Source organism: Streptomyces mangrovi (genome assembly GCF_900114215.1).
Lineage (GTDB): Bacteria > Actinomycetota > Actinomycetes > Streptomycetales > Streptomycetaceae > Streptomyces > Streptomyces barkulensis.
This window is the reverse complement of record NZ_FOSG01000005.1, coordinates 125271-151800: the sequence shown is the minus strand read 5'-3', so window position 1 is coordinate 151800 and position 26530 is coordinate 125271. Positions and strand designations below refer to the sequence as shown.

Sequence of the window (26530 nt, the reverse complement as noted above, 5' to 3'; positions counted from 1 at the left end):
GGAGACCACCCCGTGCGTACTCGCCGTACCCGAGCCGCCGTGCTCGCCGTACCCGTCGTGTTACTGCTGTCCGCCTGCTCCGGGAGTGCGGACCGGGAGGCGGGCGGAGTCCCCTCTCCCTCCCCGTCCGCGGCCTTGGAGACGGCCGCCGGGCCCGCCTCCGAGGAACTGCGCGGCATCGCCTCGGCCTCGGCGGAGGCCGAGGAGTCCGCCGCCTTCTCGTCGCAGAGGCCGAGCCCGGGCCCCGGAGCGGTCCGAGACTCCTTCGCCCGGCTCCAGGCCACTTTGAACGACTCCTGCGGCACCCCGGGGAACTGCGAGTACCTGCTCAACCGGGTCGTCGACGAACTCGGACGTCTCGACGCGGCGATGAAGGCCGACGGCAAGGGCCCGGGCCACTTCCCCGAGCCGATCGAGTGGATCGCGGCGATGCGGGAGCGGATCGGGGAGGACCGCTCCTACGAGCACCTCAAGTCCCACCAGGACCTGATCTTCGGCACCCGCGACCGGATCAACGTCTGGATGCAGGACCACCCCGACGACTACCGCTGACCCCCGCCGCCGGGACCACCGAAGACGCCGGGCACGGCGGGGCGCCGCGCCCCGCCGCACCCGCGCCCGCTCTCAGGAGCGGAACGGGCCGCGCACCTCGTAGGTGATGCCGCCCGAACTGCTGCCGCTGGTGCCGCGCTGGCTGGAGAAGTACAGCCGGGAGCCGTCGGGGGAGAAGGCCGGGCCGGTGATCTCCGAGGAGGACTGGCCGCCGATCCGCAGGAACGGCGCGACCACGTCGTCCGGGGTGATCACGCAGATCTCCATGTTGCCGCCGTCCTCGGCGACGAAGAGGTCGCCGGAGGAGGCGGCGGTGACGTTGTCCACGCCCGTCAGCGGGGCGGTGCCGGAGACCAGGGAGTCGTCGTAGACCAGCTCGATCGTGTCGCTCGCCGCGTCGAGCCGCCACACCCGGCCGTCGCCCTTGGTGGTGAACCAGCAGGTGCCGTCGGCGTAGTGGCAGCCCTCGCCGCCGTTGAAGTGCTTGGCGGCCGAGACCTGGTGGCGGGTGGCGGTGGAGGCGGCCGACGGGTCGGGGACGCGGGCCCAGCCGATGGAGCCGGAGGTGCCGGAGCCGCCCGTCATCACCTCCAGCGTCCCCGAGGACAGGTCGCCCCAGGTGGTGGGGCGGAAGCGGTACAGGCAGCCGTCGGATACGTCCTCGGTCAGGTAGATCACCTTGCGCACCGGGTCGGCGGCGGCGGCCTCGTGCTTGAAGCGGCCCATGGGGTCGCGGCGCACGGCGGGCTTCACGCCCCACGGGTCGGTCTCGAAGACGTAGCCCCGGTCGACCTCCTCGCACGACAGCCAGGTGTTCCACGGGGTCTTGCCGCCCGCGCAGTTCTGCCGGGTGCCCGACAGGATGCGGTGGGCGCCGGTGATGTTCCCGGAGGAGTCGAAGCGCACGGCGCTCGCGCCGCCGCCGGGGGTGATCTCGGAGTTGGAGACGTAGATCCAGCCCCCGCCGTCCGCGTAGCAGGCACCGCCGTCGGGGGCGTTGTGCCAGGTGTAGGAGGTGCCGGGCACCCTCCGCCCGGAGCGGGCGATCACCCGGCTGGTGAAGCCCCGGGGCAGCCGGATGCCGTTGGCGTCGGCCGACTGCAGGGCCCCGTAGGGGCCGGCGCCCGGCTGGGCGGGCGCGGCGTGGGAGGCACCGCGCCACAGGGAGCCGCCGAAGGCGGCCACCGATCCGGTGAGTACGGCTCCGCGCAGGAAGTTACGACGTTCCATGGTCACTCCACCGAAGTCGTCTGGCCCCGCGGCCGGTCGGGCGCGGGGTCGAACGACGTGGAACGGTAGGGAGCCCGATTTGACAGGGCATGAACAAGCGGTCGCGCGGGGCGGCCGGTTGCCCCAACACCGGTCGCCGCACCGGACGCGTGGCTCAGCGCGCGGGGAAGTCGTAGCGCACGCCGGTGAGCCGTTCGGAGGTCTCCCACAGCCGTGCGGAGGCGGTGTCGTCGCGGGTGCGGCGGGCGCGCGGCGACGGACCGGGCGTGCCGCGCACGCCCAGCACACGCGGGCCGGTGAAGGAGTCCGGGAGCACGCCGGGGGCGGTGGCGGCGTACAGGGTGGGGGCCGCGCCCAGCTCCGGGGAGGAGGCGACCAGCCGGTTGAGCAGGTGCGCCCCGCGCTCCATGGTGCGGTTGCCGGCCAGCCGCGGCCCCTTGCCCTGGAGCTCGGTCGCCGAGTAACCGGGGTGGGCGGCGGCGGCCACCAGGCGGTGCTCGACGGTGCGGCGGGCCAGTTCGTGGGTGAACAGCAGGTTCGCGCTCTTGGAACGGGCGTAGGCCGTCCACGGGTTGTACCGCGCACCGCTCGCCGGGTCGTGCGGATCGACGTCCGACATCAGGTGCATCAGGCTGGAGACGGTGACCACCCGGGCGGCGGGGGCGGCCAGCAGCCGCTCCAGCAGCAGTCCGGTCAGCGCGAAGTGGCCCAGGTGGTTCACGCCGAACTGGGTCTCGAAGCCGTCGGCGGTCCTGGAGAACGGGATCGCCATCAGCCCCGCGTTGTTGACCAGCAGGTCCAGCCGGTCGAGGGGGAGCGCTTCGGCGAAGGCGCGCACCGAGGCCAGATCGGCCAGGTCCAGCACCCGCACCTCGGCGCCCGCCCCGGGCGCCTCGGCCCGCAGCCGCTCCAGGGACTCCTCTCCGCGCTCCCGGTCGCGGCAGGCGAGCACCACCCGAGCGCCGTGCCGGGCCAGTTCGCGCGCGGTCACGTAGCCCAGACCGCTGTTGGCGCCGGTCACCACGGCCGTGCGCTCGTCCAGGCGGGGGATGTCCCGTACCGTCCAGCCCATCGGTGTCACAGCTCCTCGCCTCGGCGCCCGTCCGCTCCCACGGTGACGGCGCGATCGTCTCCTTCGCGCGGCACAGCGTAGGCCGGACGGGAGGCCGAGGCGAGGAGGGCGGCGCCCGCCGGGGGGCGGGGCGGGCGCCGGCTCGAAGGGCCCCGGAGCGAGTGCCCCGGCTCAGAGGCCGGATCAGGGCTGCAGGACGCGGACCTCCGCCCCGCAGGTCATCCGGCGGTCGAAGCCGACGGTGCGCTCCGGCCCGGTCAGGGTCAGCGGCACGGTGTGGCGCGTATCGGCGCTGGAGGCGGCCAGCCGCAGCTCCACCGTCCCGGGCTCGACGATCCGCTGCCCGGGCCGCACGGTGTACGAGGCCAGGTCGGCGTGGAAGTCGAAGACGACCTCGGCCGCCTGCCCCGGCTCCAGCGTCACCCGGGTGTAGCCGACCAGCTGGACGACCGGCCGGGCCACCCGCGCCACGGGGTCGTGCAGATAGAGCTGGACGACCTCGGTGCCGGCCCGCTCGCCGGTGTTGCGCACGGTGACGCGGACCTCGGCGGAGCCGTCGGTCGGCAGCGCGTCGGCGCCCGCGCCCGCGGCCTCCCACTCGAAGGAGGTGTACGACAGGCCGTGCCCGAAGGGGTACAGCGGCGTCGGGTCGATGTTGCTGGCGTCGCCCTTGAGACCCAGTGGCGGCACGAGGTAGGTCCACGGCTGGCCGCCGGTGCCGCGCGGCACGCTGACCGGGAGCCGGCCGGAGGGGTTGACCCGCCCGGTGAGGACCCCGGCGACCGCCGGTCCGCCCTCCTCGCCGGGGAAGAACGCCTGCACGACGGCGGCCAGGCGGCCCTCCCACCGGCCGAGCGCGTACGGGCGGCCGGTGAGCAGCACCAGCACCACGGGCTTGTCGGTGCTCTCCAGCAGGGCGTCCAGGAACGCCGCCTGGCCGTCGGGGAGGGTCAGGTCGGCGGCGTCGCAGCCCTCGCCGGAGGTGCCGCGGCCGAAGAGGCCCGAGCGGTCGCCGAGCGCCGCGATAACGATGTCGGCGTCGGCGGGGGAGTCGGTCAGGACCGCTCCGGGCAGTTCGGCGCCCAGGGAGTCCAGCAGCGTGGGTATCTCCACGCCGACGGGCAGTTCGGGGTGCTCGACGCCCACGTGCCGGGGGAAGGTGTAGCAGCCCAGCATGGCGGCCTGCTCCTGCGCGTACGGGCCGACCACGGCGATGCGGGCGGTGGGGTGCAGGGGGAGGGCGCCGCCGGAGTTGTCCAGCAGGACGACGGACTCCTCGGCCACGCGCCGGGCCAGCGCCCGCATCGCGGGCGGGTCCAGGTCCACGGTGTCCGCCGAGGCGGCGGGCGGGGCGGCCGACCAGTCGGGGTCGAGCAGGCCCAGCTCGCATTTCTGCCGCAGCACCCGCAGCGCCGCGCGGTCCACCAGCTCCTCGGGCACCTCGCCGGAGCGCACCGCCTTCAGCAGCGGCTCGCCGTAGCAGCGCAGGCCCGGCAGCTCCACGTCCACGCCCGCGGCCAGCGCCAGGGCGGCGGCGCGGGCGGGGGAGTCGGCGACGCGGTGGGCCATCTCCAGGAAGGAGACGCCGAAGTAGTCGGAGACCACCGTGCCGTCAAAGCCCCACTCCTCGCGCAGCAGATCGGTGAGGAGTTCGGTGTGGGCGGCGGCCGGGACGCCGTCGAGGTCGTTGTAGGCGTGCATGACCGAGCGGGCCCCGCCCTCGCGCAGGGCCATCTCGAACGGCGGCAGGATCACGTCGGCCAGCTCGCGCGGGCCGATCGAGACGGGGCCGTGGTTGCGGGCGCCGCGGGAGGCGGAGTAGCCCGCGAAGTGCTTGAGGGTGGAGACGATGCCGGTGGACTCCAGCCCCGCCACATAGGCGGTGGCCACCGTCGCGACCAGGTAGGGGTCCTCGCCGATGGACTCCTCGGTGCGGCCCCAGCGCGGGTCGCGCACCACGTCCAGGACCGGCGAGAGCCCCTGGTGGATGCCGACCGAGCGCATGGAGTCGCCGATGGCCGCGGCCATCTCGCGCACCAGTGCCGGGTCGAAGGTGGCTCCCCAGGCCAGCGGGGTGGGGAAGACGGTGGCCTGCCAGGCGGTGAAGCCGGTCAGGCACTCCTCGTGGGCGAGGGCGGGGATGTCGAAGCGGTTGGCCGCGGCGACCTTCGTCTGGAAGGCCGCCAGGGCCCGCGCGCCCTCGGCCGGCTCCACGGGGGCGGTGCCGAAGGGGCGGGTGAGCTGGCCCAGGCCGTGGGGCAGCAGGGCGTCCAGGTCGACGGTTTCGGAGACCTCGTGCTGGAGCGGGGCGACGTCCTCGCCGTCGGACTCGGAACCCGGCCAGACGCTGGACAGCTGTGCGAGCTTCTCCTCCAGGGTCATCCGGGACAGCAGATCGGCGGCGCGCTCCTCGACGGGTCGGGAGGTGTCCTGCCAGGGGTGGTGATGCATGAGGCTCCTTGTCAGGCGTCAGCGTGTCTCGCGCGTCCCCGTGGGACTCAGCGCCCGCCGGCGCCCATGAGGCCGTTGATGAGCTGACGGCGCGCGAAGAGGTAAACGACGAAGATCGGCACGATCGACAGCACGACCGCGGCGAGCAGCGCGGGGATGTCCACCCGGAACTGGCCGACGTAGTCGTAGAGGCCGAGGGTGAGGACCCGGCTCTCGCGCGACTGGGTGAGGATCAGCGGGAAGAGGAAGTTGTTCCATGCCTGCAGCGCCGCGTAGACGCCGACGGTGGAGATCCCGCCCCGGGACAGGGGCACGACGAGCTGGAACAGGACGCGGGTCTGGCTCGCCCCCTCCAGGGCCATCGACTCGTACATCTCCTCCTCGATGTCGCGCATCGTGGAGGACAGGATCAGCACGCACACCGGCAGGCAGAACGCCGAGACGGGCAGGATGATCGCCAGCAGGCTGTCGTACAGCCGCATCTCGGTGATCAGCAGGTAGATGGGGATGATCACCGCCTGGGCGGGGATGGCCAGGCCCAGCAGGAAGAACTGGAAGATCCGCTGCGAGGTCCGGCTGAGGGTGCGCACCACGGTGTAGCCGATGCCCACCGAGAGCACGATGACGATCGCCGCGGTGGCGACCGTGACGACCGCGGTGTTGAGCAGGTAGGTGAGGAAGTCGCTCTCCAGCACCGTGCGGTAGTTGTCGAGCGTGAGGTCGCCCGGCAGGCTGAGCGCGCCCTCGTCGAAGTAGGAGTCGCGGTCCCGCAGCGTGGTGAGGACCAGGACGTACAGCGGCAGGCCGACGACGACCAGCCAGAGAACGGAGGCGACGCCCGCGGGCATGTTCCACTTGCGGAGGCGGCGCAGCCTGCCGAGCAGGCCCCGGTCGTTGCGCTTCTGGGGCGCTTCGGCCCGTTCGGCGGCGGGGGAGGGCCGGTGTTCCGGCCGGACGGCGGTCTTCACATCCCCTCCCGGGTGCTGCGCATCTTGCTGAAGCCGGTCACCCGGACCATCAGCAGGGAGATGGCGGTGGCGACGATCACCAAGGTGGTGGCGATGGCGCTGGCGTAGCCCATGTCGTACGCCTGGAAGCCGGTCTCGTACATCAGGTAGGGCACGATCGTGGTGTCCGTTCCCGGCCCGCCCTCGGTCAGGATGAGGACGGTGTCGAAGAAGGTCAGCGCGCCGACGACCATCAGCACCGAGGAGGTGATGATGGTGTTGCGCAGCTGCGGCAGGGTGATGGAGAAGAACTGCCGCACGGTGCTCGCCCCGTCGATGGAGGCGGCCTCGTAGAAGGACTTGGGGATCTGCCGGGCGCCGCCCTGGTAGAGCAGGGTGTGGAACGGGATGAACTGCCAGGCGGCGACGAAGGCGACGGCGGCGAAGGCGCCGTCGCCGGTGCCGAGCAGATTGCCGTCCTCGATCCCCAGCCACGGGCCGATGTCGGAGATCAGGCCGAAGTTGGGGTCCAGCAGCGACTTCCACAGCAGCGCCAGCGCCACCGAGGAGGCCAGCAGCGGAAGGAAGAAGATCGCGCTGAGGACGGCCCGGTTCTTCTGCCGGCCGGCCGACCACACGCCCAGCAGCAGGGCGACGGGCGTCTGGATCAGCCAGCTCACGCCGGTGAGCAGGACGCTCAGCCAGATGGCCTGCCGCATGGTGGGGTCGTTGAACAGCCGTTCCCAGTTGCCCGTGCCGCTGATCGAGGGGAAGTCGCCGAGGCCGTCCCAGTCGGTGAAGGACAGGTAGCCGACCAGCACCATCGGGCCGACGGCGAACAGGACGAAGAACAGCACGCCGGGGACCGCCCAGGCAATGCCCGGGCGGCCCACGCGCGGCGACGCGGTTGGTGCTTGCTTCACTTCAGGGCCTTCATGGCGTCGACGAACTCTTCGGGGCTGAGCTGCTTGTTGAAGAGCTTCTGGATGTTGGTGAGCATCGGCGAGGCCTGCTGCGCCGGCAGCGCCTGGTCCCAGGAGAGGGTGAAGTTCGGGGCGTCGCGCACCAGGTCGTACTGGAAGAGGGCGTAGTCGGGGGCGGGGTGCCCGGTGAGCATGTCCTCGGAACCGGAGTTGGTGGGCACGTCTCCGTTGTCCACCAGGGCCTCGGCGTACCAGTCCTCGGCGGCGGTCTTGACGAACTCCAGGGCCGCCTCGCGCTCGGCGCCCTTCAGCTTGGAGTTGACCGACCAGAAGTTGGTGGGGTTGCCCACGACGTTCTTGGGGTCGCCCTCACCGTCGGGGAGGGCGGGGAAGGTGGTCCAGCCCAGGCCCTTGTCGGCGAACTCCTTCTGGTTGGCCTGCTGGTTGGAGTACTCCCAGCTGCCCATCAGGTGCATGGCGGCCTTGCCCTTGGCGAAGAGCGTGGAGGCGCCGTCGGCGGTGTAGTTGACCGAGGCGTAGTTCTTGCCGAACGCCCCGCGGTCCACCAGGTCGCGGATGGTCTCGGCGGTCTTCAGCACGGCCGGGTCGCCCCAGGCCGAGGAGTCGCCGTCCTGGATGCGCTGGAAGACCTCGGCGCCGCCGGTGCGGTCCAGCAGGTACTCGACCCACATCAGCTCGGTCCAGGCGTCGGTGCCGGCGAGCGCGAAGGGGGTGACGCCCTCCTTCTTGAAGGTGTCGACCAGCTCCAGCAGGTCGTCCCAGGACTCGGGCGGCTGGGCGCCGGCCTTCTCGAAGACGTCCTTGTTGTAGAAGAGGACCACCGGCTGCATGCCCCGCATCGGGACGCCGTAGATCTTGTCGTTCACCTTGCCCGCGTTGAGGATCGAGGGCAGGAAAGCGTCCTTGAGCTTGTCGTCCTTCTGTATCTCGGACGTGAGGTCGACCAGCATGTCCTTCTCGACGAAGCTGCTGATGCTGCCGCCGCCCCAGTTGAAGAAGACGTCCGGTGCGTTGGGCGTGCCCATCGCACTGCGCATCTTGTCCTGGTAGCCCTCGCCGGGCACCTCGACGAGCTCGGCCTTGACGTCGGAGGTCTTGTTGAACCGCTCGACCGCCTCGCGCTGTACCTTGGTCGAGGCGTCCTGGTAGACCCACACCTTCAGGGTCCCGCCGGCCTTCTCCTCGCCCGGCCCGCCGCTGCCGCAGGCGGTGAGCACGGAGGCGGCCAGCACCGCCGCCGTCAGCTTGGCGGCGTGGCGCCGCCCGAATCCCCTGCGGCCTCTCGTGGCCGAACCCTGCACTGCTGTTCGCATCGCGTACCTTCCGGAAGGAATCCGAAAATTATCGGTAGTGGTGGTGGGAAAGTACGTACGCGCTCCAGCGGTGTCAACAGGTCTGACAAAAAAGAGGACCTGAGGCCCGGCAGCGTGATGCGCCCGTTATATGGAGTTGTCCGGTCCGCTGCCCGCGTCAGCCGGGCAGCGGCGCCGTGCTGGCGCGAATGACCAGCTCAGTGGCGAGTTCCACGCGCGGGGAGTCGATCTCCTCGCCCCTGGCCTGGCGCAGTACGGTGCGGGCCGCGACCTTGCCCATCTCCACCAGCGGCTGACGCACCGTCGTCAGCGGCGGAGCGGACCAGCGGACTTCCGGAAGGTCGTCGAACCCGACGATGCTGACGTCCTCCGGCACCCGCATCCCGCGCCGCCGCAGCGCCTCGATCGCGCCCAGCGCCATCTGGTCGCTGGCGGCGAACAGGGCGGTGGGCGGCTCGTCCAGGTCCATCAGCCGGTTGCAGCCGGTGAAGCCGGCCTCGTGGTAGAAGTCGCCCGGCACCATCAGCCGGTCGTCCACTCCGACGCCGGCGGCCTCCAGCGCGGCGCGGTAGCCGTCCAGTCGGGCGCGGCTGCACAGCAGTCTGGGCGGCCCGGCGATGAAGCCGATGCGGCGGTGGCCCAGCTCCAGCAGGTGCTCGGTGGCGGACATGCCGCCGGCCCAGTTGGTGGCGCCCACCGTCGGCGCGTCCAGGGCGGGGGAGCCGGAGGGGTCCACCACCACCAGCGGCACGCCCAGGCGGTGCAGCTCCTCGTGGAGGACCGGTTCCAGGACCGAGGTCACCAGGATCACGCCACCGGAGGCGCGGGCCCGCAGATTGCGCATCCACTGCCGGGCCGAGCCCGCGCGGTCGTGGATAGCCGAGACCACCGTGCCGAAGCCGACCTCGTGCGTGGTCTCCTCCACGCCGCGGATGATCTCCACCGCCCAGGGGCTGTCGAGGTCGTTGAAGACCAGGTCGATCAGGGCCGGCCGGTCGCCGGAGGAGGCCGTGCGGCGGCGGTAGCCGTACTGTCGCAGCAGTTCCTCGACCCTGGCCCGGGTCGCGGGCGCGACGTCCGAGCGGCCGTTGACCACCCGCGAGACGGTGGGGACCGAGACCCCCGCCTCCTGGGCGATCGCCGTGATCGTGACCTTCTGCTCCACCTTGGGTGCCATCCTCTGCTCCGCGACTTTGCCGGCCGCGGCGACCGTGCCGTCCGTCATGCCGTCTCCCAATGCTCTCTCCTCCACACGCGCACACCGTTGACGGGCGTTCCCATCGGCTCTACCGTTCCCGGCGCACCCTCGAAACCTTCCAACAGTCTTCCGGAAAGAGTTCCGGGGAGTCGAGAGAGGGACACCCCAGCATGAGGCAACACCGTGTAAGCACCGTACGCCGCTTAGCGCGGGCGACCGTAGCCGCCTCCGCCGCGGCCGCGGCCCTGACCTTCGGGTTCAGCGCCCCGAGCCAGGCGGCCGACCCCTCCCTGCGCGAGGTCGCCGAATCCACCGGCCGCTTCATCGGCACGGCCGTCAACGACGGCCTGCTGGGCAACGGGACCTACAGCGACATCGTCAGCACCGAGTTCGACAGCGTCACCGCCGAGAACGCCATGAAGTGGGACGCGGTCGAACCCCAGCGCGGCCAGTTCAACTGGGCCGGGGGCGACCGCCTGGTCCAGTTCGCCCAGGCCAACGACCAGCTCGTCTACGGCCACACCCTGGTCTGGCACAGCCAGATGCCGGGCTGGCTGCAGAACGGGTCGTTCTCGAACAACGAGCTGCGCCAGATCATGACCGACCACGTCACCACCCAGGTCAGCCGCTACAAGGGCCAGGTCCAGCGCTGGGACGTGGTCAACGAGGCGTTCAACGAGGACGGCTCGCTGCGGCAGAGCAAGTTCTACCAGCAGCTCGGCGTGTCCTACATCGCCGACTCCTTCCGGGCCGCCCGCGCCGCGGACCCGGACGCCAAGCTGTTCATCAACGACTACAACACCGAGCTCGACAACGCCAAGAGCGACGGCCTGTACCGGCTGGTCAGCGACCTGCTGGCGCAGGGCGTGCCGATCGACGGCGTCGGCTTCCAGAACCACCTCATCGTCGGCAACGTCAACGGTCCGGCCATCCGGCAGAACCTCCAGCGCTTCGCCGACCTGGGCCTGGAGGTCGCGGTCACCGAGCTGGACATCCGGATGCGGATGCCGTCCGACAGCTCCAAGCTCCAGCAGCAGGCCCGCGACTACCGCGCGGTGGCCGACGCCTGCCTGGCGGTCTCCCGCTGCTCCGGCATCACCGTCTGGGGCGTCAGCGACCGGGACTCCTGGGTGCCCGACGTCTTCCCGGGAGAGGGCGCCGCCTGCCCCTGGGACGAGAACTACCGGCCCAAGCCGGCCTACGACGCGCTGCGCGACGCCTTCGTCGCGGCGGGCGGCGACCCCGGTGACCCGGACGACCCGGGCGACCCCGATGACCCGGGCGACCCCGAGCCGGGCGACTGCTCCGCCGTCTTCACCGTCTCCAACCGCTGGGACACCGGCTCGGTCGTCTCCGTGACCGTCCGCACCGGACAGGCCCTCAGCGGCTGGCGCGCACAGTTCGACCTGCCGGCCGGTGTGAGCCTGGCCAACGGCTGGAACGGAGCCTTCTCGCAGAGCGGCAGCACCGTCACCGTCACCAACGCCGCCTACAACGGCACGGTCCCGGCCGGTGGGACGATCTCCTTCGGCTTCCAGACCGGCGGGGGCGCCGCCCAGGACGGCACCCGCGTCAGCCTCGGCGGACAGGAGTGCGCCGAGGGCTGACACCGGCTCCCGTCCGGTACGCCGAACCGCCGGGGCAGGGCGGCCGGCGTGCCGGACGGGGCAGAGCCGGGCCCCGGTCGCGGCCCGCCCCACACGGGCCGCGGCCGGGGTCCTTCCGCTGCTCCCCGGTGTTCTCCGCCGTTCCCCCGCGCTCCTCAGCGGGTGCGGACGGCGTACACCGGCACCGACACCGCGTCGTCGTCCAGGCACCGGCCCGTGACCAGGTCGAAGCGCTGCTTGAGCAGCGGGGAGGCCACGAACGCCCGGCCGCCGGCCGAGCCCAGCAGTCCGCGCGAGAGCACACAGGCGCCGGTGAACGGGTCGCGGTTGGCGACGGCGTACGTCCGGCCCGCCCGGTCCCGGAACACGGCGATCTGCCGGCCGTCGGGCAGCAGCGCCGCCACCCCCCGCCCCGGCACCAGGTCGGACAGGCCGCACACCGCGGCCCAGCCGCTCTCGGCGCGCACCTCCACCCGCGCCCCGGCCGTCACCGCGGTCGCCGTACCGGTCGTCGCTTCGGTCGTAGCTGGGGCCGTGGCCGCAGTCGTCGCTGTGGTCATCGGGTCGCGCTCCCTTCGAGGGCTTCGAGCCTGCGGACGGGGATGTCGGGGCCGGACAGGAGCGCCAGATCGGGCCGGACCTGTTCGCGCTCGGCGACGAACCGCACCGAGGGGTCCGGCGCGTCAGGGGCGTTGACGAAGGACACGAAGCGCCGCAGCCGCTCGGGGTCCTCCAGCGTCGCGGCCCACTCGTCGCGGTAGTTCGCCACATGGCCGGCCATCAGGGCCTCCAGCTCGGCGCACAGCCCCAGCGAGTCGTGCACGACCACGTCGCGCACATGGTCCAGGCCGCCCTCGATCCGCTCCAGCCAGGCGGCGGTGCGCTCCAGACGGTCGGCGGTGCGGATGTAGAACATCAGGAAGCGGTCGATCAGCCGGACCAGCTCGGCGTCCGACAGGTCCTTGGCCAGCAGGTCGGCGTGGCGCGGGGTCGCGCCGCCGTTGCCGCCCACGTACAGGTTCCAGCCGCTCGCCGTGGCGATCACGCCGAAGTCCTTGCCCCGGGCCTCGGCGCACTCGCGCTGGCAGCCGGAGACCGCCCCCTTCAGCTTGTGCGGGGCGCGCAGGCCCCGGTAGCGCAGCTCCAGGTCGATGGCCATGCGCACCGAGTCCTGCACCCCGTAGCGGCACCAGGTCTGCCCCACGCACGACTTCACCGTGCGCAGCGCCTTGCCGTAGGCGTGGCCGGACTCGAAACCGGCCTCCACCAGCCGCGCCCAGATCGCCGGGAGCTGGTCGACGCGGGCGCCGAACAGGTCGATCCGCTGACCGCCGGTGATCTTGGTGTAGAGGCCGAAGTCGCGGGCCACCTCGCCGATCACGATCAGCTTCTCGGGGGTGATCTCACCGCCGGGGATACGCGGCACGACCGAGTAGGAGCCGTTGCGCTGGAGGTTGGCCAGATGGTGGTCGTTGGTGTCCTGCAGGGCCGCCTGCTCGCCGTCCAGGACGTAGCCGCTGGCCCCCAGCGCCGGTGCGAGCGAGGCGATGATCGAGGCGACGGCCGGCTTGCAGACCTCGCAGCCCTCCCCGCCCCGGGCCTCCTCGCGGCCGTGGCCGTCCAGCAGTTCGGCGAAGGTGGACAGCCGCCGGGTGCGGACGATCTCGTACAGCTCGCCGCGGGTGTGGGCGAAGCAGCCGCACAGGCCCTTGTCGACGGTGACGCCGCTCGCCTCCAGTTCGTCGTCGACGAGCTTGGTGAGCACCTTTACACAGCTTCCGCAGCCGGTGCCCGCCTTCGTGCACTTCTTCACCTCGGGCACGGTGGAGCACGCGTGGTCGGTGACGGCCGCGCGGACGGCGCCCTTGGTGACGTTGTGGCAGCTGCACACCACCGCGTCGTCCGGCAGCGCGGACGGCCCCAGCGCCGCCGGCGCCCCGGCCCCGGCCGGCAGGACGAGCTGCTCGGGCGCCACCGGCGGGACGCTGCCGGTCAGCGGGCGCAGCGTGCCGTACGCCTCGGCGTCGCCGACCAGCACACCGCCCAGCAGGGTGCCGTCGGAGGCGACCACCAGCTTCCGGTAGACCCCGGCCCGGGAGTCGGAGTAGACGACGTCCAGACAGCCCTCGGTCCTCCCCAGCGCGTCGCCGAAGGAGGCCACGTCCACGCCCAGCAGCTTGAGCTTGGTGGAGGTGTCGGCGCCGGTGAAGGACGCCCCCGCGTCCCCCGCGTCCCCCGTGGCGTCCATCTCGCCGGCGATCGCGCCGGCCGCCACCCGCGCCATCTCGTAGCCCGGCGCCACCAGGCCGTACACCATGCCGTCCGCGGTCCTGGCGCACTCGCCGACGGCGTACACCGCGGCGTCCGCGGTGCGACAGCGCTCGTCCACGACGATCCCGCCGCGCTCGCCGACCTGAAGGCCGCAGCCGCGGGCCAGCTCGTCGCGGGGGCGCACCCCCGCCGAGAAGACCACCAGATCGGTGGCGATCGCCGAGCCGTCCGACAGCGTCATCCCCGTGACGGCCCCGTCCGGGCCGGCGGTGATCTCCTTGCCGCCCACGCCGGTGTGGACGGTCAGACCCATCCCCTCGACGGTGCGGCGCAGGGCGGCGCCGCCGCCCTCGTCGACCTGGAGGGCCATCAGACGCGGGTTGAACTCCACGATGTGGGTCTCAAGGCCCAGCCCGCTGAGCGCACCGGCCGCCTCCAGGCCCAGCAGGCCGCCGCCGACGACCGTGCCCACCCGGCTTCGGCCCGCGTACTCCTCGACGGCGAGCAGATCCTCCACCGTGCGGTAGACGAAGCAGCCGGTGCTGTCGCTTCCCGGTACGGGCGGCACGAAGGGGTAGGAGCCGGTGGCCAGCACCAGCGTGTCGTAGCCGATCTCCAGCCCGGCGCGCGAGGTCACGGTGCGCGCCTCGCGGTCGATCGCGACCGCCGGGTCGCCCAGGCGCAGCTCGATGCCGTGCCGCTCCATGAAGCCCTCGTCCACCAGGGACAGCTCCTCGGGCGTGCGGCCGGAGAAGTACGAGGTGAGCTGCACGCGGTCGTAGGCGGGCCGCGGCTCCTCGCACAGCACGACCACCCGGGCCCGCCCGGTCACCTCCCGGTTCGCGAGCTCCTCCAGGAACCGCTGGCCGACCATCCCGTGCCCGACGAGCACGATCGTGGGGCGTGGCGTCCGTGGCATGTCTACAGGCCTCCATCGTTGGTGAGCAGGTGGAGCAGCGGGGCGGAGGGCAGCGGCTCGCCGCCCTCCCAGGCGCGGGCGAGGGCGCCGACGGTGCCGAGATCGCCCAGGAGGATGCCGCCCACCAGCCGGTCGCCGCGGACGACGACCTTGCGGTAGACGCTGCGGGTGGCGTCGGCGAGGCGGACGACGTCGTCGCCCGCGCGGGGCACGGTCTCGCCGAAGGCGGCGAGGTCCAGCGCGCTCCCGGGCCCGGAGGGGGACGGGGCCAGCGTCAGCCGGGTCAGCGCCCGGGTGCCGGTGTACGCGGGGGACCGCGCACCGGCCGCCGTGCCCTCCGCCGCGCCGCCCGCGGCGCTGTTGGGGGCGCGGTCCGCCAGTAGGACGCGGGCCAGCGCGTCGGCCTGCTCCTGGGCGGCGCCGGCCAGCCCGTAGACCCTCCCGCCGTGCTCGGCGCAGTCGCCGACGGCGTGGATCCGGGGATCGCCGGTGCGCAGTTCGTCGTCCACGACGATCCCCTCGCGGACCTCCAGCCCGGCCGCCCGGGCCAGCCCGGTCCGCGGGCGCACTCCGCAGGCGAGGACGACCAGTTCGGCCTCCAGCCGGTAGCCGTCGGCCAGTTCCACGCCGCGGGCCACGGCCCCTCCGCCGCTCCCCGCGGTCAGCAGGCCGCGGACGCGGCACTCGTTGTGGACCTCGACGCCCAGCTCCTCCAGATGCCCGCGCAGCAGCGCCGAGGCGCGGGCGTCCAGATGACGCTCCATGAGGTGCTCGCCCTGGTGGGCCAGGACGGTGCGCACCCCGCGCCCGGCCAGCGCGCGGGCGGCCGAGACCCCGAGCAGGCCGCCGCCGACGACGACGGCCCGCACCCCGGGCCGTACCGCCGCCTCCAGCGCCCGGCAGTCGGCCAGGGTGCGGAAGGGGTGCACGCCGCGGGGCGGCTCGTGCCCGCCGCCGGGGAAGAGTCCGCGCAGCGGCGGCAGCACCGGGTTGGAGCCGGTGGCCAGCACCAGGGTGTCGTACGGCAGCGAGGAGCCGTCGTCGCACCGCACCAGCCGCTCGGCCCGGTCCAGCCGCACCGCCCGCACACCGCGCAGCCAGCGGGCGGCGGGCGGGGCGGGCAGGGCGATCACCTCCGGCGCGTACCGCCCGGCCAGCACCCCGGCCAGCAGCACCCGGTTGTACGGCGCGTGGGGCTCCTCGCCGACGACCGTCAGATCCACGGCCGCACCACCGGCACCACCGGCTTTGTCGGTACCGAGGGCGCCGGCGGCGGAGAGCTGCCCGGCGAGCCGGGCGGCGGCCATCCCGCCGCCGATCACCACCACACGCTTCTTCGAGGTCATGCGGAAAGCGTGCGGCGTGGCTGTTTCCCGTCCGCGTCCGCGCTGTTTCCCGGCGGCAACACCGCCCTCAACGCCCCTGGTCCCCGGCTGTGAGCCCTGTCGGGGAGGGGCCCGCGAGGGTCCCGGGAGGGCCCCTGCCGGACGGGGCCCTCAGTGCGCCAGGCGGACGGGCAGCGCCGCAAGGCTCCTGGTCCACGGCGACGACGCCCAGGCCAGACGCTCCTCGGGCACCGCCAGCCGCAGGCCCGGCAGCCGCCGCAGCAGCACCTCCACGGCCGTCCGCGCGATCAGCCGGGCCTGCGGCTGGGCCGGACAGGCGTGCGGTCCCGCGCCGAACGCCACATGCGCGCGGTTGCCCGTCACCGGGCGCCCGCACGCGGGCAGCACCCGCGGGTCGCGGCCCGCGGCGGCCAGCCCCAGCACGAGCATGTCCCCGGACCGCACCTCCTGCCGGCCCAGCCGGACGTCGCGCAGGGCGTAGCGGCCGGGGAGGTTCTGAGTGGGCGGGAACCGCCACAGCACCAGATCCAGCGCCTCGTCCAGGGTCAGGTGCCCGCCGTCCAGCGAGGAGCGCAGGGCCGGATCGGTCAGCAGCAGGCGCAGCGTGGTGGCGATCCAGTTCTTCGTCGTCTGGTGGGCTGCCACCACCGTCACCACCAGGTTGTGCAGCACCTCCTCCTCGCGCAGCGAGGCGGGGTGCGTCAGCAGCCAGGAGGTGACGTCGGGGCCCGGCGCGCGCCGCTTCTCCCGTACCAGGGCCAGCAGGACGCGCTCCAGCCGGTGGCCGGCGTGGACGGAGTCGGCGTTGGCGGCGGCCGTGCCGGCGACGGCCTCCGCCAGCTTGCGGCTGACCAGCTCGTCCGCTCCCAGCAGCCGGGTGACGACCCGCGCCGGCAGGCGGTGCGCGTAGTGCGGTACGAGATCGGCCTCGCGCCGCCCGGCGAAGGCGTCGATCAGCCGGTCGGCGGTGTCCCGTACCAGGTGGCCCAGCTCACCGCCGTCGACCCGGCCCAGCGAGTCGGCGACGGCCGACCGCATCCGCCGGTGCCGCCGCCCGTCGGCGAACATCAGGGCCGGACGCCAGCCGACGAACGCCAGCAGCGGGGAGTCGGCCGGCACCCGTCCGTCGCGCAGCAGGCGCCAGTGCCGCGGATCGTGGCTGAAGTCCTGTTCGCGGCGCGCCACCCGCAGCAGCTCCTCGTAGCCCATGACCAGCCAGGCGCGCACCCCCGGCGCCAGGGCGACGGGCGCGACCGGCCCGTGCTCCGCGCGCAGCCGCTCGTACAGGGCGGGCAGACCGTCGCCGTCGAGGCCCGGACCGTACAGCGGGGTGTGGCGAGTGCGGCCGGGGTGCCCCGGCCTGCCGGGGGCGCCGGGGCGGTCCGGTGGTGTCTCGGCCCGGGGGTGGCGGGGAGCAGCGGTCATGTGGTGGCTCCGTGGGTGGGGGGAGGGGCGGGGGAGCTGTCCGTACCACTGGAGACAATGCGCCGACGGCCGATACGGTCAACCGCCTTGTCTGAAAAGAGACTTGGAATAACACTCAAGAGTGAGCGGATGGCGCGGATCAGTCCGCCAGAGCCCGCTCAAGACCCCGCTCGCGCGGGCCGAGGAAGTGCGGATCGGGGGTGAACGTCGCCTCCAGCCCGGCCTTCGCCGCGCCCGCCACCTCCCGCAGCGCGCCGTAGTACCAGGTGGCGTCGTGCGGTTCGGCGACACCGACGCCGTGCGCGTCGATCCCGGCGGCCCGGCACAGGGCCAGCGCGCGACGTATGTGGAAGCCCTGGCTCACCAGCAGCGCGCGCTCCACGCCGAAGATCCGCCGGGCGCGGGCGCAGGAGTCCCAGGTGTCGAAGCCCGCGTGGTCGCCGACGACGTCCTCGGCGGGGACGCCGCGGCGCACCAGGTAGTCCCGCATGGCGCCCGTCTCGTCGTAGTCGCGGCGGCTGTTGTCGCCGGTGACCAGCACCGCGCGCACCCGGCCCCGGCCGTACAGCTCGGCGGCGGCGTCCAGCCGGTGTGCCAGGTACGGGGACGGCTCCCCGTCCCACAGCCCGGCGCCGAACACGACCACGACCGGGGCGGCGGGCACGTCGCCGAGGGTGCGGACGCGGTCGCCGGCGGAGACCGCGACCCAGGTCGCGGGCAGCAGCCCCAGCACGCACAGCAGCACCGCGCTCTGGAGGACCTGTCTTCTGCCGGGTCTTCTCCCGGACTTCGCGATCTTCCCCATCCCCTTGGCCTTCACTTTGGCCTTTGTCGAGCTGATCGTCACACTGACGGAGACGGTCCGAGCCGTGCCGCGGTTGCCGCGGCTACCGTGGGCGTGCGGGACCGCCAAGACGGCGAGGACCGCCAAGACGGCGAGGAAGAAGGGGAGCGGCGGCCATGGCGGAGACGGGCATCCTGACGGTGCTGACCACCACCGACAGCCCGGAGAAGGCCGAGGCGCTGGCGCGCGGCGCGGTGGAGGCCCGCGTCGCCGCGTGCGCCCAGATCTCCGGCCCGGTGACCTCGGTCTACCGGTGGGAGGGCGAGGTGCGCGCCGAGCCCGAGTGGCAGGTGCTGCTGAAGACGGCGGCGGCCCGCTACGACGCCCTGGAGGCCCATCTGCGCGCGGCGCACGACTACGACACCCCCGAGATCATCGCCACCCCGGTCGTCCGCGGCGGCGCCGACTACCTGGCCTGGGTCGCCGAGGAGACGCGCGGCTCCTGAGTCGTGCGGCGGCCTTACAGGGCCAGATGGCGGCGCAGGGCGGCGTCGAGACCGGCCAGGACGTGCGACGGCAGTACACCGACCCGGTGCAGCAGCCGCTCCACGGCTACGGAGCGCACCTGTTCGCACTGGGCCTTGGAGTCTTTGCGCAGGCCGCAGTCCGCAGCCTTGAGGAGCATCTGGAACGGGTAGACGCGTGAGGTGTTGGACGTCACGGGCACCACGGTCAGCACACCCCGGCCGGCGCGGTCCACCGAACGGTTGGCCGCGTCGTTGGAGACGATGACGGCGGGGCGTGCCTTGTTCGCCTCGCTGCCGCGAGCCGGGTCCAGATCGACCAGATAGATGTCACCGCGCCGCATCGCCGAGCCCGTCCGCAGCGGTCGCGTCCCACAGTTCCGCGTCCTCGTCCTCGTCCCACTCCTGCCAGGCGGCGGTGTAGTCCTGTTCGAGTTCCGAGGCGCGCAGCAATTCGATCGCGGCGTGTATCACGGCCGATCGCGACTCGACCTCGGCCCTGGCGGCGTATGCATCGACGAAGGCGATGTCTTCCTGGGGGAGGCTCACACTTACCTTCATACTCCAGATGGTACAGCGGTGGCTCTATTGGTGCTACTCGGCTTCCTACCCCGAACCCCCCGCGCGCTCCACGCGGACCGCGCAGACCTTGAACTCCGGCATGCGCGAGACCGGGTCCAGGGCCGGATTGGTCAGGGTGTTGGCACGCCCCTCGCCCGGCCAGTGGAACGGCATGAACACCGTGTCCGGGCGGATGCCCGGGGTGATCCGGGCCGGCGCCACCGCCCGCCCCCGGCGCGAGACCACCGCCACCGGCTCCCCCTCGGCCACCCCGATCCGCTCGGCCAGCCGCGGGTGCAGCTCGACGAACGGCCCCGGGGCGGCGTCGTTCAACTCCGCCACCCGCCGGGTCTGGGCGCCCGACTGGTACTGGGCCGGAACCCGGCCCGTGGTCAGCAGCAGCGGGTGGTCGGCGTCCGGTTCCTCGGCCGAGGGGCGGTGGACGACGGGTGCGAAGCGGGCCCGCCCGTCGCCGGTGGCGAAACGGTCCAGGAACAGGCGCGGGGTGCCGGGGTGCGGGGCGGTGGAGCCGTCCACCGCCGGTCCGCCCGCGGTGCCGGCCTCGTCCGCCCCGCCGGCCTCCGGCGCCCCGGGGCACGGCCAGAAGACCCCGTCCTCCTCGGCGATACGGCGGTAGGTGATCCCCGAGTAGTCCGCCGGGCCCCCGGCCGAGGCCCGCCGCAACTCCTCGAAGACCTCCTCCGGATCGGCGGGAAAGCCCTTCTCCCAGCCCAGCCGCGCCGCCAGCGCGTTCAGCACCTCCAGATCGGTGCGCACCCCGGGCGGGGCGTCCAGGGCCCTGCGGCGCAGCAGAACCCGGCCCTCCAGGCTGGTGGTCGTCCCCGTCTCCTCCGCCCACTGCGCCACCGGCAGCACCACGTCCGCCAGCGCGGCCGTCTCCGACAGCACCACGTCGCACACCGCCAGGAAGTCCAGCGACCGCAGCCGCTCCTCCACATGGGCGGCGCGCGGAGCGGAGACGACCGGGTTGGAGCCGGTCAGCAGCAGGGCGCGCACATCGCGGCCGAGCGCGTCCAGCAGTTCGTACGCGCTGCGTCCCGGCCCCGGCAGCACACCGGGGTCCACACCCCACACCCGCGCCACGTGCTCGCGCGCCGCCGGGTCGTCCAGCCTGCGGTAGCCGGGCAGCTGGTCGGCCTTCTGGCCGTGCTCGCGCCCGCCCTGGCCGTTGCCCTGCCCGGTCAGACAGCCGTAGCCGGACAGCGGGCGGCCCGCCCGGCCGGTGGCCAGGCACAGGTTGATCCAGGCGCCGACGGTGTCGGTGCCCTTGGACTGCTGCTCGGGCCCGCGCGCGGTGAGCACCATCGACGACTGCGCGTCGCAGAACAGCGCCACCGCCTCGCGCAGCGCGGGCACCGGCACCCCGGTGATCCGCTCCACCAGCTCCGGCCAGTGCGCCATCGCCGCCGCGCGCGCCTCCTCCCAGCCGCTGGTGCGAGCCGCCACGAAGTCGGTGTCCACCCGCCCCTCGGCCACCACCAGATGCAGCATGCCCAGGGCGAGGGCCAGGTCCGTGCCGGGCCGGGGGGCCAGGTGCAGATCGGCGTGCTCGGCGGTACGGGTGCGGCGGGGGTCGATCACGATCAGCTTCCCGCCCCGTTCGCGCAGCTCGGTGAAGTAGCGCAGGGCGGGCGGCATGGTGTCGGCGGGGTTGGCGCCCACCAGGATCACGCAGCCGGTGCGCGCGACGTCCGCCAGCGGGAAGGGCAGCCCCCGGTCCAGCCCGAACGCCCTGTTCAGGGCGGCGGCCGCCGAGGACATGCAGAACCGGCCGTTGTAGTCGATCTGGGAGGTGCCCAGCACCAGCCGGGCGAACTTGCCCAGCGCGTACGCCTTCTCGTTCGTCAGCCCGCCCCCGCCGAACACCCCCACCGCGTCCGGCCCGTGCGCGGCCCGCGCCGTCGACAGCCCCGCCACGACGCGGTCCAGCGCCTCGTCCCAGCCGGCCGGCTCCAGCGGTCCGCCGGCGCGGCGCCGCACCAGCGGCCCGGTCAGCCGCACCCGGGAGGAGAGCACGGCCGGGGCGGTGCGGCCCTTGCCGCACAGCGCGCCCCGGTTGACGTCGAACGCGGTGCGCTCGATCACCTCGACCCCCTCCTCGCCCGCGGCGGGGCGCAGCCCCATACCGCACTGCAGGGCGCAGTACGGGCAGTGGGTGTCCACGGCCGCCGCGGGAGCCTGGGGGACCTGTCCGGTGGGCTGGGCAGTCGTCGCGCTCATGCCGCCCAGCGTGAGTCGCGCGTGTTACGCCGCGCGCCCCCGCGGGTTACAGACCCGGTACGCCGGCCTCAGCCCGCCCGGTCCGGCGCCGTGAGCCGTGCGCAACCGGACGTCACGACGCCGCAACGGCGGGGCAACCGGGGCCCGCCACACTCGCCCCATGACCTCCCCCTTCCGCGCCCGTTCCCGCTCCGCGCCCCCGCTGGTCGCGGTCGCCCACGGCTCCCGCGACCCCGGGGCGCTGCGCACCGTCACCGCACTGCTCGGCCTCGTGCGCTCCCTGCGGCCCGGCCTGCGGGTGGAACTCGGGCACGTCGAGCTGAACGAGCCGCTGCTGCCGGACACCCTCGACGCGCTCCCGGCCGGCCAGGCGGTCCTCGTCCCCCTGCTTCTGGGCCGCGGCCACCACGTCAAGCACGACCTGCCCGAGGCCGCTGCCGCCGCCGGGCACCTGTCCGTGCGGGCCGCCGCACCGCTGGGCCCGCACCCGCTGCTGGCCGAGGCGCTGGCCGGACGGCTGGCCGAGACGGGCTGGAGCGCCGCCGGCGCGTCTCGCACCGGCGGTGTGGTGCTGGCGGCGGCCGGGTCGCGCGATGCGGACTCGGCCCGGGACGCCGAACGGACGGCGGCCCTGCTCTCCGCCCGCCTCGGCGGGGTCCCGGTGCTGCCCGCCTACGCCTCGGCCGCCGGGCCGACCGTGCCCGCGGCCGTGGCCGCCCTGCGCGCCGCCGGGCGCCACGATGCCGCACTGGCCTCGTACTTCACCGCGCCGGGCCTCTTCGCCGCCCGGTGCGCGCGGGACGCCCCCGGCCTGCCGGCCGCCTCCCCGCTGGGCGCGCACCCGGCGCTGGCCCGCCTCGTCCTGCACCGCTACGACGAGGCGCTCGCCCGGGCGCGTACGGCGGCCCGCGCGCCCGCCCTCCGCCCGGTGCGGGGCGCCCTGGCCCGCGCCCGCTGACCGCCCGGGCGGCCCGTGCCCGCCCGTACCGGCCCCGGTTGTCGCCCGGGGCGGCTAGCGTCGGTGTATGCGCGGCAGGTATGGCGATGCGTACGCCATGGACGACAGTACGGACGGCATGGACGGCACGGTGGACGGCGGCACGGACGGCACGGACGGCACGGTGGGCAGAGCGGCGGAGCACGTCGCCGGCTACGACGGCGCGGCGCTGGAACGCTGGGTGCCCGAGCCCGACAAACGGCCCGGACGCACCGCCTTCCAGCGCGACCGGGCGCGGGTGCTGCACTCCGCCGCGCTGCGGCGGCTCGCGGGCAAGACCCAGGTCGTCACCCCCGACGCGGCCGCCGGCGCGTGGGACGCCACCCCCCGCACCCGCCTGACGCACTCCCTGGAGTGCGCCCAGGTCGGCCGGGAGCTGGGCGCCGCGCTCGGCTGCGACCCGGATCTGGTGGAGACCGCCTGCCTCGCCCACGACCTGGGCCACCCGCCCTTCGGGCACAACGGCGAGCGCGTACTGGACGAGATCGCCGAGCCCTGCGGCGGCTTCGAGGGCAACGCGCAGTCGCTGCGGCTGCTGTCGCGGCTGGAGCCCAAGCGGTTCGCCGGACCGGCCGGCGGAGGCGACGGTCCGCCGGCCTGCGTCGGCCTCAACCTCACCCGCGCCGCGCTGGACGCCGCCACCAAGTACCCCTGGCCGTGCGGCGGCCACCCCGGCGACCCCGCGTCGCGGAAGTTCGGCGTCTACGAGGACGACCTGCCGGTCTTCGAATGGTTCCGGCGCGGTGTCCCCGAACACGCCCGGTGCTTCGAGGCGCAGGTCATGGACTGGTCCGACGACGTGGCCTACTCCGTCCACGACGTCGAGGACGGCCTCCACGCCGGCCACCTCGACCCCAACCTGCTGCTGGCCGAACCCGAGCGCCGGGAGGTCTTCGCCGTCGCCGCCGCCCGCTACGCGCCGCCCGGCACCGAGGAGGCCGAACTCGCCGAGGCCCTGGACCGGTTGCTGGGCCAGGAGTGGTGGCCGCACGGCTACGACGGCACGGCCGTGGCCCAGGCCCGGCTGAAGGACGCCACCAGCCAGCTCATCGGCCGGTTCTGCCTGGCCGCCGAGGGCGCGACCCGGGCGGCGTACGGTTCGGGCCGCCTGACCCGCTACGGCGCCCGCCTGGTGGTCCCGCGCGCCGCCCGACTGGAGTGCGACGTGCTCAAGGCCGTCGCCGACCGGTACGTCATGCAGCGCCCCGACCAGGAGCGGCTGCGCGGCGAACAGCGCGACATCCTGGCCGGGCTGGCCCAGACGCTGGTCGCCCGCGCCCCGGACGGCCTGGACCCGCAGTTCCGCGCGCTGTTCTCACAGGCCGGCGACGACCGGGCCCGGCTGCGCGTGATCGTCGACCAGATCGCCTCCCTCACCGACGCCTCCGCCCGCCGCCTCCACGCCCGCCTCACGGGCCCGGCGGCGTGAGAGCACGGGGCGGCGGCGTGACGGAACGGGCCGGCCGCCGCCCGGCGTCAAGGGTGCGAGCACCGATCACACATGAGTATGAACGGGCCGGCTTCGCGTTCCGGCGATCCGGCTCCCCTCTGTATGGTCAGCGGTATGGCAACGAAGAAGTACACCGTGACTCTGCCGGAGGAGCTGGCCGAGGCCATCCGGGCCGAGGTCGGACCCGGCGGCTTCAGCCGCTACGTCAAGCACGCCATAGAGCGTCAGCGCGAGCAGGACCGGCTGGGCGAACTCGTCGACTGGCTGGAGGAGGAGTACGGTCCGGTCACCGAGGCGGAGATGGCCGAGGCCGAGGCCGAGCGCCGGGAGATCGAGCGCATGCACGCCGAGCTCGCCCGTGCCCGGCGGGCGGAGGCGGAGACGCCCGCGTCCGAGCAGCACCGGGAGGCCGCGTGACCGGGGGCGGGACGGTCTACCTGCTCGACAGCGAGGGTCTGTCCCGGACGGTGCGGGGAACCCCGGACATGAAGCGGCGTCTCAAGGCAGCCAGGGCGTCCGGCACCCGCGTCATGACCACCTCGATGACCCTCATCGAGGCGTACGACCCGACGCGCTACCTCCCCGCCTGGCAGTGGGCGCTGTCCCGCCTCCACGTGGAGCCGGTGACCGAGGAGGTCGCCCGGGACGCGACCGGCCTCCTGAAGGAGACCGGGCTGCACGGCCACAAGTACGCCATCGACGCGGCCCTGGCGGCCGTCGCCCTGCGGCAGCCCGGCGCCGTCACCGTCTTCACCTCCGACGAGGACGACATGCGCAAGCTGTGCGGCGACCGCGTGGTGGTCGCAAGGCTCTGAACGCCCGCCCGGGGCGTGGTAGGAAGACCGGATGAGCCGCTTGCCCGTCCACGGCCCCGAGGGGCCCATCCGCGCCGTGACGGCCCCGCAGGGGCCGCCCGCCGCCGTACGGGCCGTGCTCTTCGACTTCTCCGGCACGCTGTTCCAGATCGGGACGTACGCGGACCGCATACGGGCGGCGCTGGCGCGCCCGGTGGACGAGGCGGAGATGGCGGCCCTGCTGGACGGGCTCGAAGCCGGTCTGTCGGACCCGGCGGTGGCCGGGGCCCAGCGTGCCCGGGACGTGTCCGCCGAGGCTCACCGGCACGCCTTCACCACCTGGTACGACTCCGTCCCGGGGCTGGCGCCGGTGGCCGGGAAGCTCTACGAGCAGCTGCGGACCCCCGGGCACTGGGTGCCGTACGCGGACAGCGCGGCCGTACTGGCCCGGCTGGCCGGCGCGGGCGTGGCCCTGGGCGTGGTCAGTGACGTCGGGTGGGATCTGCGTCCCACCTTCGCCCATCACCGGCTGGACGGCTGGTTCTCCTCCTGGACGCACTCCTTCGAGCACGGCACGGAGAAGCCCGATCCCCGGCTGTTCCTGCATGCCTGCCGGGAGTTGGGCGCCGGTCCGGCCGAGACCCTGATGGTGGGGGACCACCCGGTCAAGGACGGCGGGGCGGCCGGCGCGGGACTGCGCTCCTACGTGCTGCCGGCCGGAGCCGCCCCGGGGCAGGTCCGGGGGCTGGACGCCGTTCTCCGGCTGGCCGGAATCGGCGACGGGTAGGCCCCCGCTCGTACGGCGGGCCTCACCGGGGGCGGACGACGGCCCCTGTCCGGCCGTCGTCCGCCCCGTCCGCCCCGATGGTGAGGAGAGGCGCGGTTCAGCAGGCGCCCAGGTCCCGCCAGACGCCGGAGACGCCCGGTTCCTCGCCGCGCGTCCACCAGGCGGCCCGCCAGGCGTGGTCGCGGTGGGTGACGGTCCGGCCGCCGGTGTAGGCGGTGGAGCGGTCCCAGGCGGGGGAGGAGGCGCACTCGGCCGGCGGGGTGGGGGTCCCGCCGTCATCGCCGCCGCCGTCTCCGCCACCGCTGCCGACCTGGATGTCCACGCAGTTGTAGAACGCGTTGGCGGTGTCCGCGACGTTCCACACGGCGAGGATCTTGTGCTTGCCGGAGGGCAGTCCGCTCAGGGTGTGCGAGATGTTCGACGGCGGGCGGGTGCCGCCCTGGTCGAACCGCTTGAACAGGACGCCGTCGACGTAGTAGTCCCAGGTGCTGGTGCTGTGCGCGGCGGTCAGCCGCCACTGGAAGGTGACGGTGCTGGAGACCTGGGTCACCGGCCAGTTGCGGCTGTCGTCGTCCAGGAAGGTCCACCGGGTGCCGCCGCTGCACAGGCGCGAGCCCTTGGGGGCCTCGACGCTCTGCGGCTCGTACTGCAGGCCGTCGCAGCCGGTGACCCGGCCGGTGGCGCAGTGGTCCTGGCGGCTGGGCGGGGAGGTGATCCAGCCGTGGGCGCCCGCCGAACTTGCTGAGGTCATGACAATCGTGAGGGGCAGTGCCAGCGCGAAGGCGAAGAGGGAGGCCAGCAGCCTCGCGGGACTCCTCCGTGCCGTCCGTGCCGTCCGTGTCCTCCGTGTCGTCCGTGGGATGTGTCCGGTCTGTCGCATGTGGGGGCTCCTCCTCCTTCCGCGCGCGGCCTCCTCGGCCGGCGTGCGGAGCGGTACGGGGGGTGGCGACCTGCCGTGCGCAGGGCCTCGCCGGTGACGATAGATTGGTTCAGACCAATCGTTAAGGGTGACTTCCGGTCCGTTCCCGGCCGGCGCGGCCCGGTGCACGCGGTGCAACGGGGGTCGTCCGTCCGGGTGGAGGGGTCCGGGGAGTGGGTGAAGAGGGTGGAAAAGGGT

24 protein-coding genes are annotated in these 26530 nt (G+C 73.8%); 8 read left to right on the top strand and 16 right to left on the bottom strand.

What is annotated here, in order from left to right; all coding sequences use genetic code 11:
* Window positions 1-39: 39 nt before the first annotated feature.
* On the top strand, window positions 40-552 hold the full coding sequence (locus BM237_RS09145) for a hypothetical protein (RefSeq protein WP_093849045.1): 513 nt from the start codon (window positions 40-42) through the stop codon (window positions 550-552).
* A gap of 72 nt (window positions 553-624) precedes the next feature.
* On the opposite strand, the gene BM237_RS09140 is transcribed toward BM237_RS09145, so the two are convergent.
* From BM237_RS09140 to BM237_RS09110, 7 genes are all read right to left on the bottom strand, one after another.
* Window positions 625-1782, bottom strand: a complete 1158-nt coding sequence (locus tag BM237_RS09140; RefSeq protein WP_093849044.1) for an alkaline phosphatase PhoX — start codon at window positions 1780-1782, stop codon at window positions 625-627.
* A 154-nt stretch (window positions 1783-1936) separates the two neighbouring features.
* Window positions 1937-2854, bottom strand: a complete 918-nt coding sequence (locus BM237_RS09135; protein ID WP_093849043.1) for an oxidoreductase — start codon at window positions 2852-2854, stop codon at window positions 1937-1939.
* Between the two features lie 183 nt (window positions 2855-3037).
* Window positions 3038-5305 (bottom strand): beta-xylosidase/alpha-l-arabinosidase, encoded by a 2268-nt coding sequence (locus BM237_RS09130; RefSeq protein ID WP_093849042.1) that lies wholly within the window; start codon window positions 5303-5305, stop codon window positions 3038-3040.
* A gap of 47 nt (window positions 5306-5352) precedes the next feature.
* Complete coding sequence (locus tag BM237_RS09125) at window positions 5353-6273, bottom strand: carbohydrate ABC transporter permease (protein WP_425443669.1); 921 nt, start codon at window positions 6271-6273, stop codon at window positions 5353-5355.
* On the bottom strand, window positions 6270-7175 hold the full coding sequence (locus tag BM237_RS09120; protein WP_245793508.1) for a carbohydrate ABC transporter permease: 906 nt from the start codon (window positions 7173-7175) through the stop codon (window positions 6270-6272). The genes BM237_RS09125 and BM237_RS09120 overlap by 4 nt, the downstream gene beginning before the upstream one ends.
* The gene (locus BM237_RS09115) at window positions 7172-8509 is read right to left on the bottom strand and encodes an ABC transporter substrate-binding protein (protein WP_093849041.1); all 1338 of its coding nucleotides are present in this window, start codon (window positions 8507-8509) and stop codon (window positions 7172-7174) included. The genes BM237_RS09120 and BM237_RS09115 overlap by 4 nt, the downstream gene beginning before the upstream one ends.
* 157 nt (window positions 8510-8666) lie before the next feature.
* Window positions 8667-9686: a LacI family DNA-binding transcriptional regulator gene (locus BM237_RS09110; protein ID WP_093849224.1), complete on the bottom strand. Its 1020-nt coding sequence runs from the start codon at window positions 9684-9686 to the stop codon at window positions 8667-8669.
* Between the two features lie 191 nt (window positions 9687-9877).
* On the opposite strand from BM237_RS09110, the gene BM237_RS09105 reads away from it, so the two are divergent.
* Complete coding sequence (locus BM237_RS09105) at window positions 9878-11314, top strand: endo-1,4-beta-xylanase (RefSeq protein WP_093849040.1); 1437 nt, start codon at window positions 9878-9880, stop codon at window positions 11312-11314.
* Window positions 11315-11469: 155 nt separating this feature from the next.
* Here BM237_RS09105 and nirD read toward each other — a convergent pair whose 3' ends face one another.
* The 5 genes from nirD to BM237_RS09080 form a co-directional block, all read right to left on the bottom strand.
* Window positions 11470-11874 carry a nitrite reductase small subunit NirD gene (gene nirD, locus BM237_RS09100; protein WP_093849039.1) on the bottom strand — a complete coding sequence of 135 codons (405 nt, stop codon included), beginning with the start codon at window positions 11872-11874 and terminating at the stop codon, window positions 11470-11472.
* Window positions 11871-14504: a nitrite reductase large subunit NirB gene (gene nirB / locus BM237_RS09095; protein ID WP_093849038.1), complete on the bottom strand. Its 2634-nt coding sequence runs from the start codon at window positions 14502-14504 to the stop codon at window positions 11871-11873. The genes nirD and nirB overlap by 4 nt, the downstream gene beginning before the upstream one ends.
* Before the next feature lie 2 nt (window positions 14505-14506).
* The gene (locus BM237_RS09090) at window positions 14507-15850 is read right to left on the bottom strand and encodes an NAD(P)/FAD-dependent oxidoreductase (protein WP_093849037.1); all 1344 of its coding nucleotides are present in this window, start codon (window positions 15848-15850) and stop codon (window positions 14507-14509) included.
* 150 nt (window positions 15851-16000) lie between these two features.
* A complete protein-coding gene (locus tag BM237_RS09085) occupies window positions 16001-17275 on the bottom strand; it encodes a cytochrome P450 family protein (protein ID WP_093849036.1) in 1275 nt (424 codons plus the stop codon).
* A 139-nt stretch (window positions 17276-17414) separates the two neighbouring features.
* Window positions 17415-18080, bottom strand: coding sequence for a SanA/YdcF family protein (locus BM237_RS09080; protein ID WP_093849035.1), 666 nt, complete (start codon window positions 18078-18080; stop codon window positions 17415-17417).
* 155 nt (window positions 18081-18235) lie between these two features.
* On the opposite strand from BM237_RS09080, the gene cutA reads away from it, so the two are divergent.
* Window positions 18236-18565, top strand: a complete 330-nt coding sequence (gene cutA, locus BM237_RS09075) for a divalent-cation tolerance protein CutA (RefSeq protein ID WP_093849034.1) — start codon at window positions 18236-18238, stop codon at window positions 18563-18565.
* Window positions 18566-18579: 14 nt separating this feature from the next.
* Here the strand turns inward: cutA and BM237_RS09070 are convergent, their stop codons facing one another.
* The 3 genes from BM237_RS09070 to BM237_RS09060 are packed head-to-tail and all read right to left on the bottom strand — an operon-like array spanning window position 18580 to window position 21385.
* Window positions 18580-18927 carry a type II toxin-antitoxin system PemK/MazF family toxin gene (locus tag BM237_RS09070; protein WP_093849033.1) on the bottom strand — a complete coding sequence of 116 codons (348 nt, stop codon included), beginning with the start codon at window positions 18925-18927 and terminating at the stop codon, window positions 18580-18582.
* Window positions 18914-19144 carry a ribbon-helix-helix domain-containing protein gene (locus tag BM237_RS09065; protein WP_093849032.1) on the bottom strand — a complete coding sequence of 77 codons (231 nt, stop codon included), beginning with the start codon at window positions 19142-19144 and terminating at the stop codon, window positions 18914-18916. Before BM237_RS09065 ends, BM237_RS09070 begins: the two co-directional genes overlap by 14 nt.
* Window positions 19145-19189: 45 nt before the next feature.
* Window positions 19190-21385, bottom strand: coding sequence for a molybdopterin oxidoreductase family protein (locus BM237_RS09060; RefSeq protein WP_093849031.1), 2196 nt, complete (start codon window positions 21383-21385; stop codon window positions 19190-19192).
* Between the two features lie 160 nt (window positions 21386-21545).
* Between BM237_RS09060 and BM237_RS09055 the strand changes: the two genes are divergently transcribed.
* From BM237_RS09055 to BM237_RS09035, 5 genes are all read left to right on the top strand, one after another.
* On the top strand, window positions 21546-22343 hold the full coding sequence (locus tag BM237_RS09055) for a sirohydrochlorin chelatase (protein ID WP_093849030.1): 798 nt from the start codon (window positions 21546-21548) through the stop codon (window positions 22341-22343).
* A gap of 118 nt (window positions 22344-22461) precedes the next feature.
* Window positions 22462-23811: a deoxyguanosinetriphosphate triphosphohydrolase gene (locus BM237_RS09050; protein ID WP_093849223.1), complete on the top strand. Its 1350-nt coding sequence runs from the start codon at window positions 22462-22464 to the stop codon at window positions 23809-23811.
* 135 nt (window positions 23812-23946) lie between these two features.
* Window positions 23947-24249 (top strand): hypothetical protein, encoded by a 303-nt coding sequence (locus BM237_RS09045; protein ID WP_093849029.1) that lies wholly within the window; start codon window positions 23947-23949, stop codon window positions 24247-24249.
* Window positions 24246-24647 (top strand): PIN domain-containing protein, encoded by a 402-nt coding sequence (locus tag BM237_RS09040; protein WP_093849028.1) that lies wholly within the window; start codon window positions 24246-24248, stop codon window positions 24645-24647. The genes BM237_RS09045 and BM237_RS09040 overlap by 4 nt, the downstream gene beginning before the upstream one ends.
* A gap of 31 nt (window positions 24648-24678) precedes the next feature.
* Window positions 24679-25413 carry an HAD family hydrolase gene (locus tag BM237_RS09035; RefSeq protein ID WP_093849027.1) on the top strand — a complete coding sequence of 245 codons (735 nt, stop codon included), beginning with the start codon at window positions 24679-24681 and terminating at the stop codon, window positions 25411-25413.
* 97 nt (window positions 25414-25510) lie between these two features.
* Here the strand turns inward: BM237_RS09035 and BM237_RS09030 are convergent, their stop codons facing one another.
* Window positions 25511-26164, bottom strand: coding sequence for a lytic polysaccharide monooxygenase (locus BM237_RS09030; RefSeq protein WP_093849026.1), 654 nt, complete (start codon window positions 26162-26164; stop codon window positions 25511-25513).
* Window positions 26165-26530 lie beyond the last annotated feature (366 nt).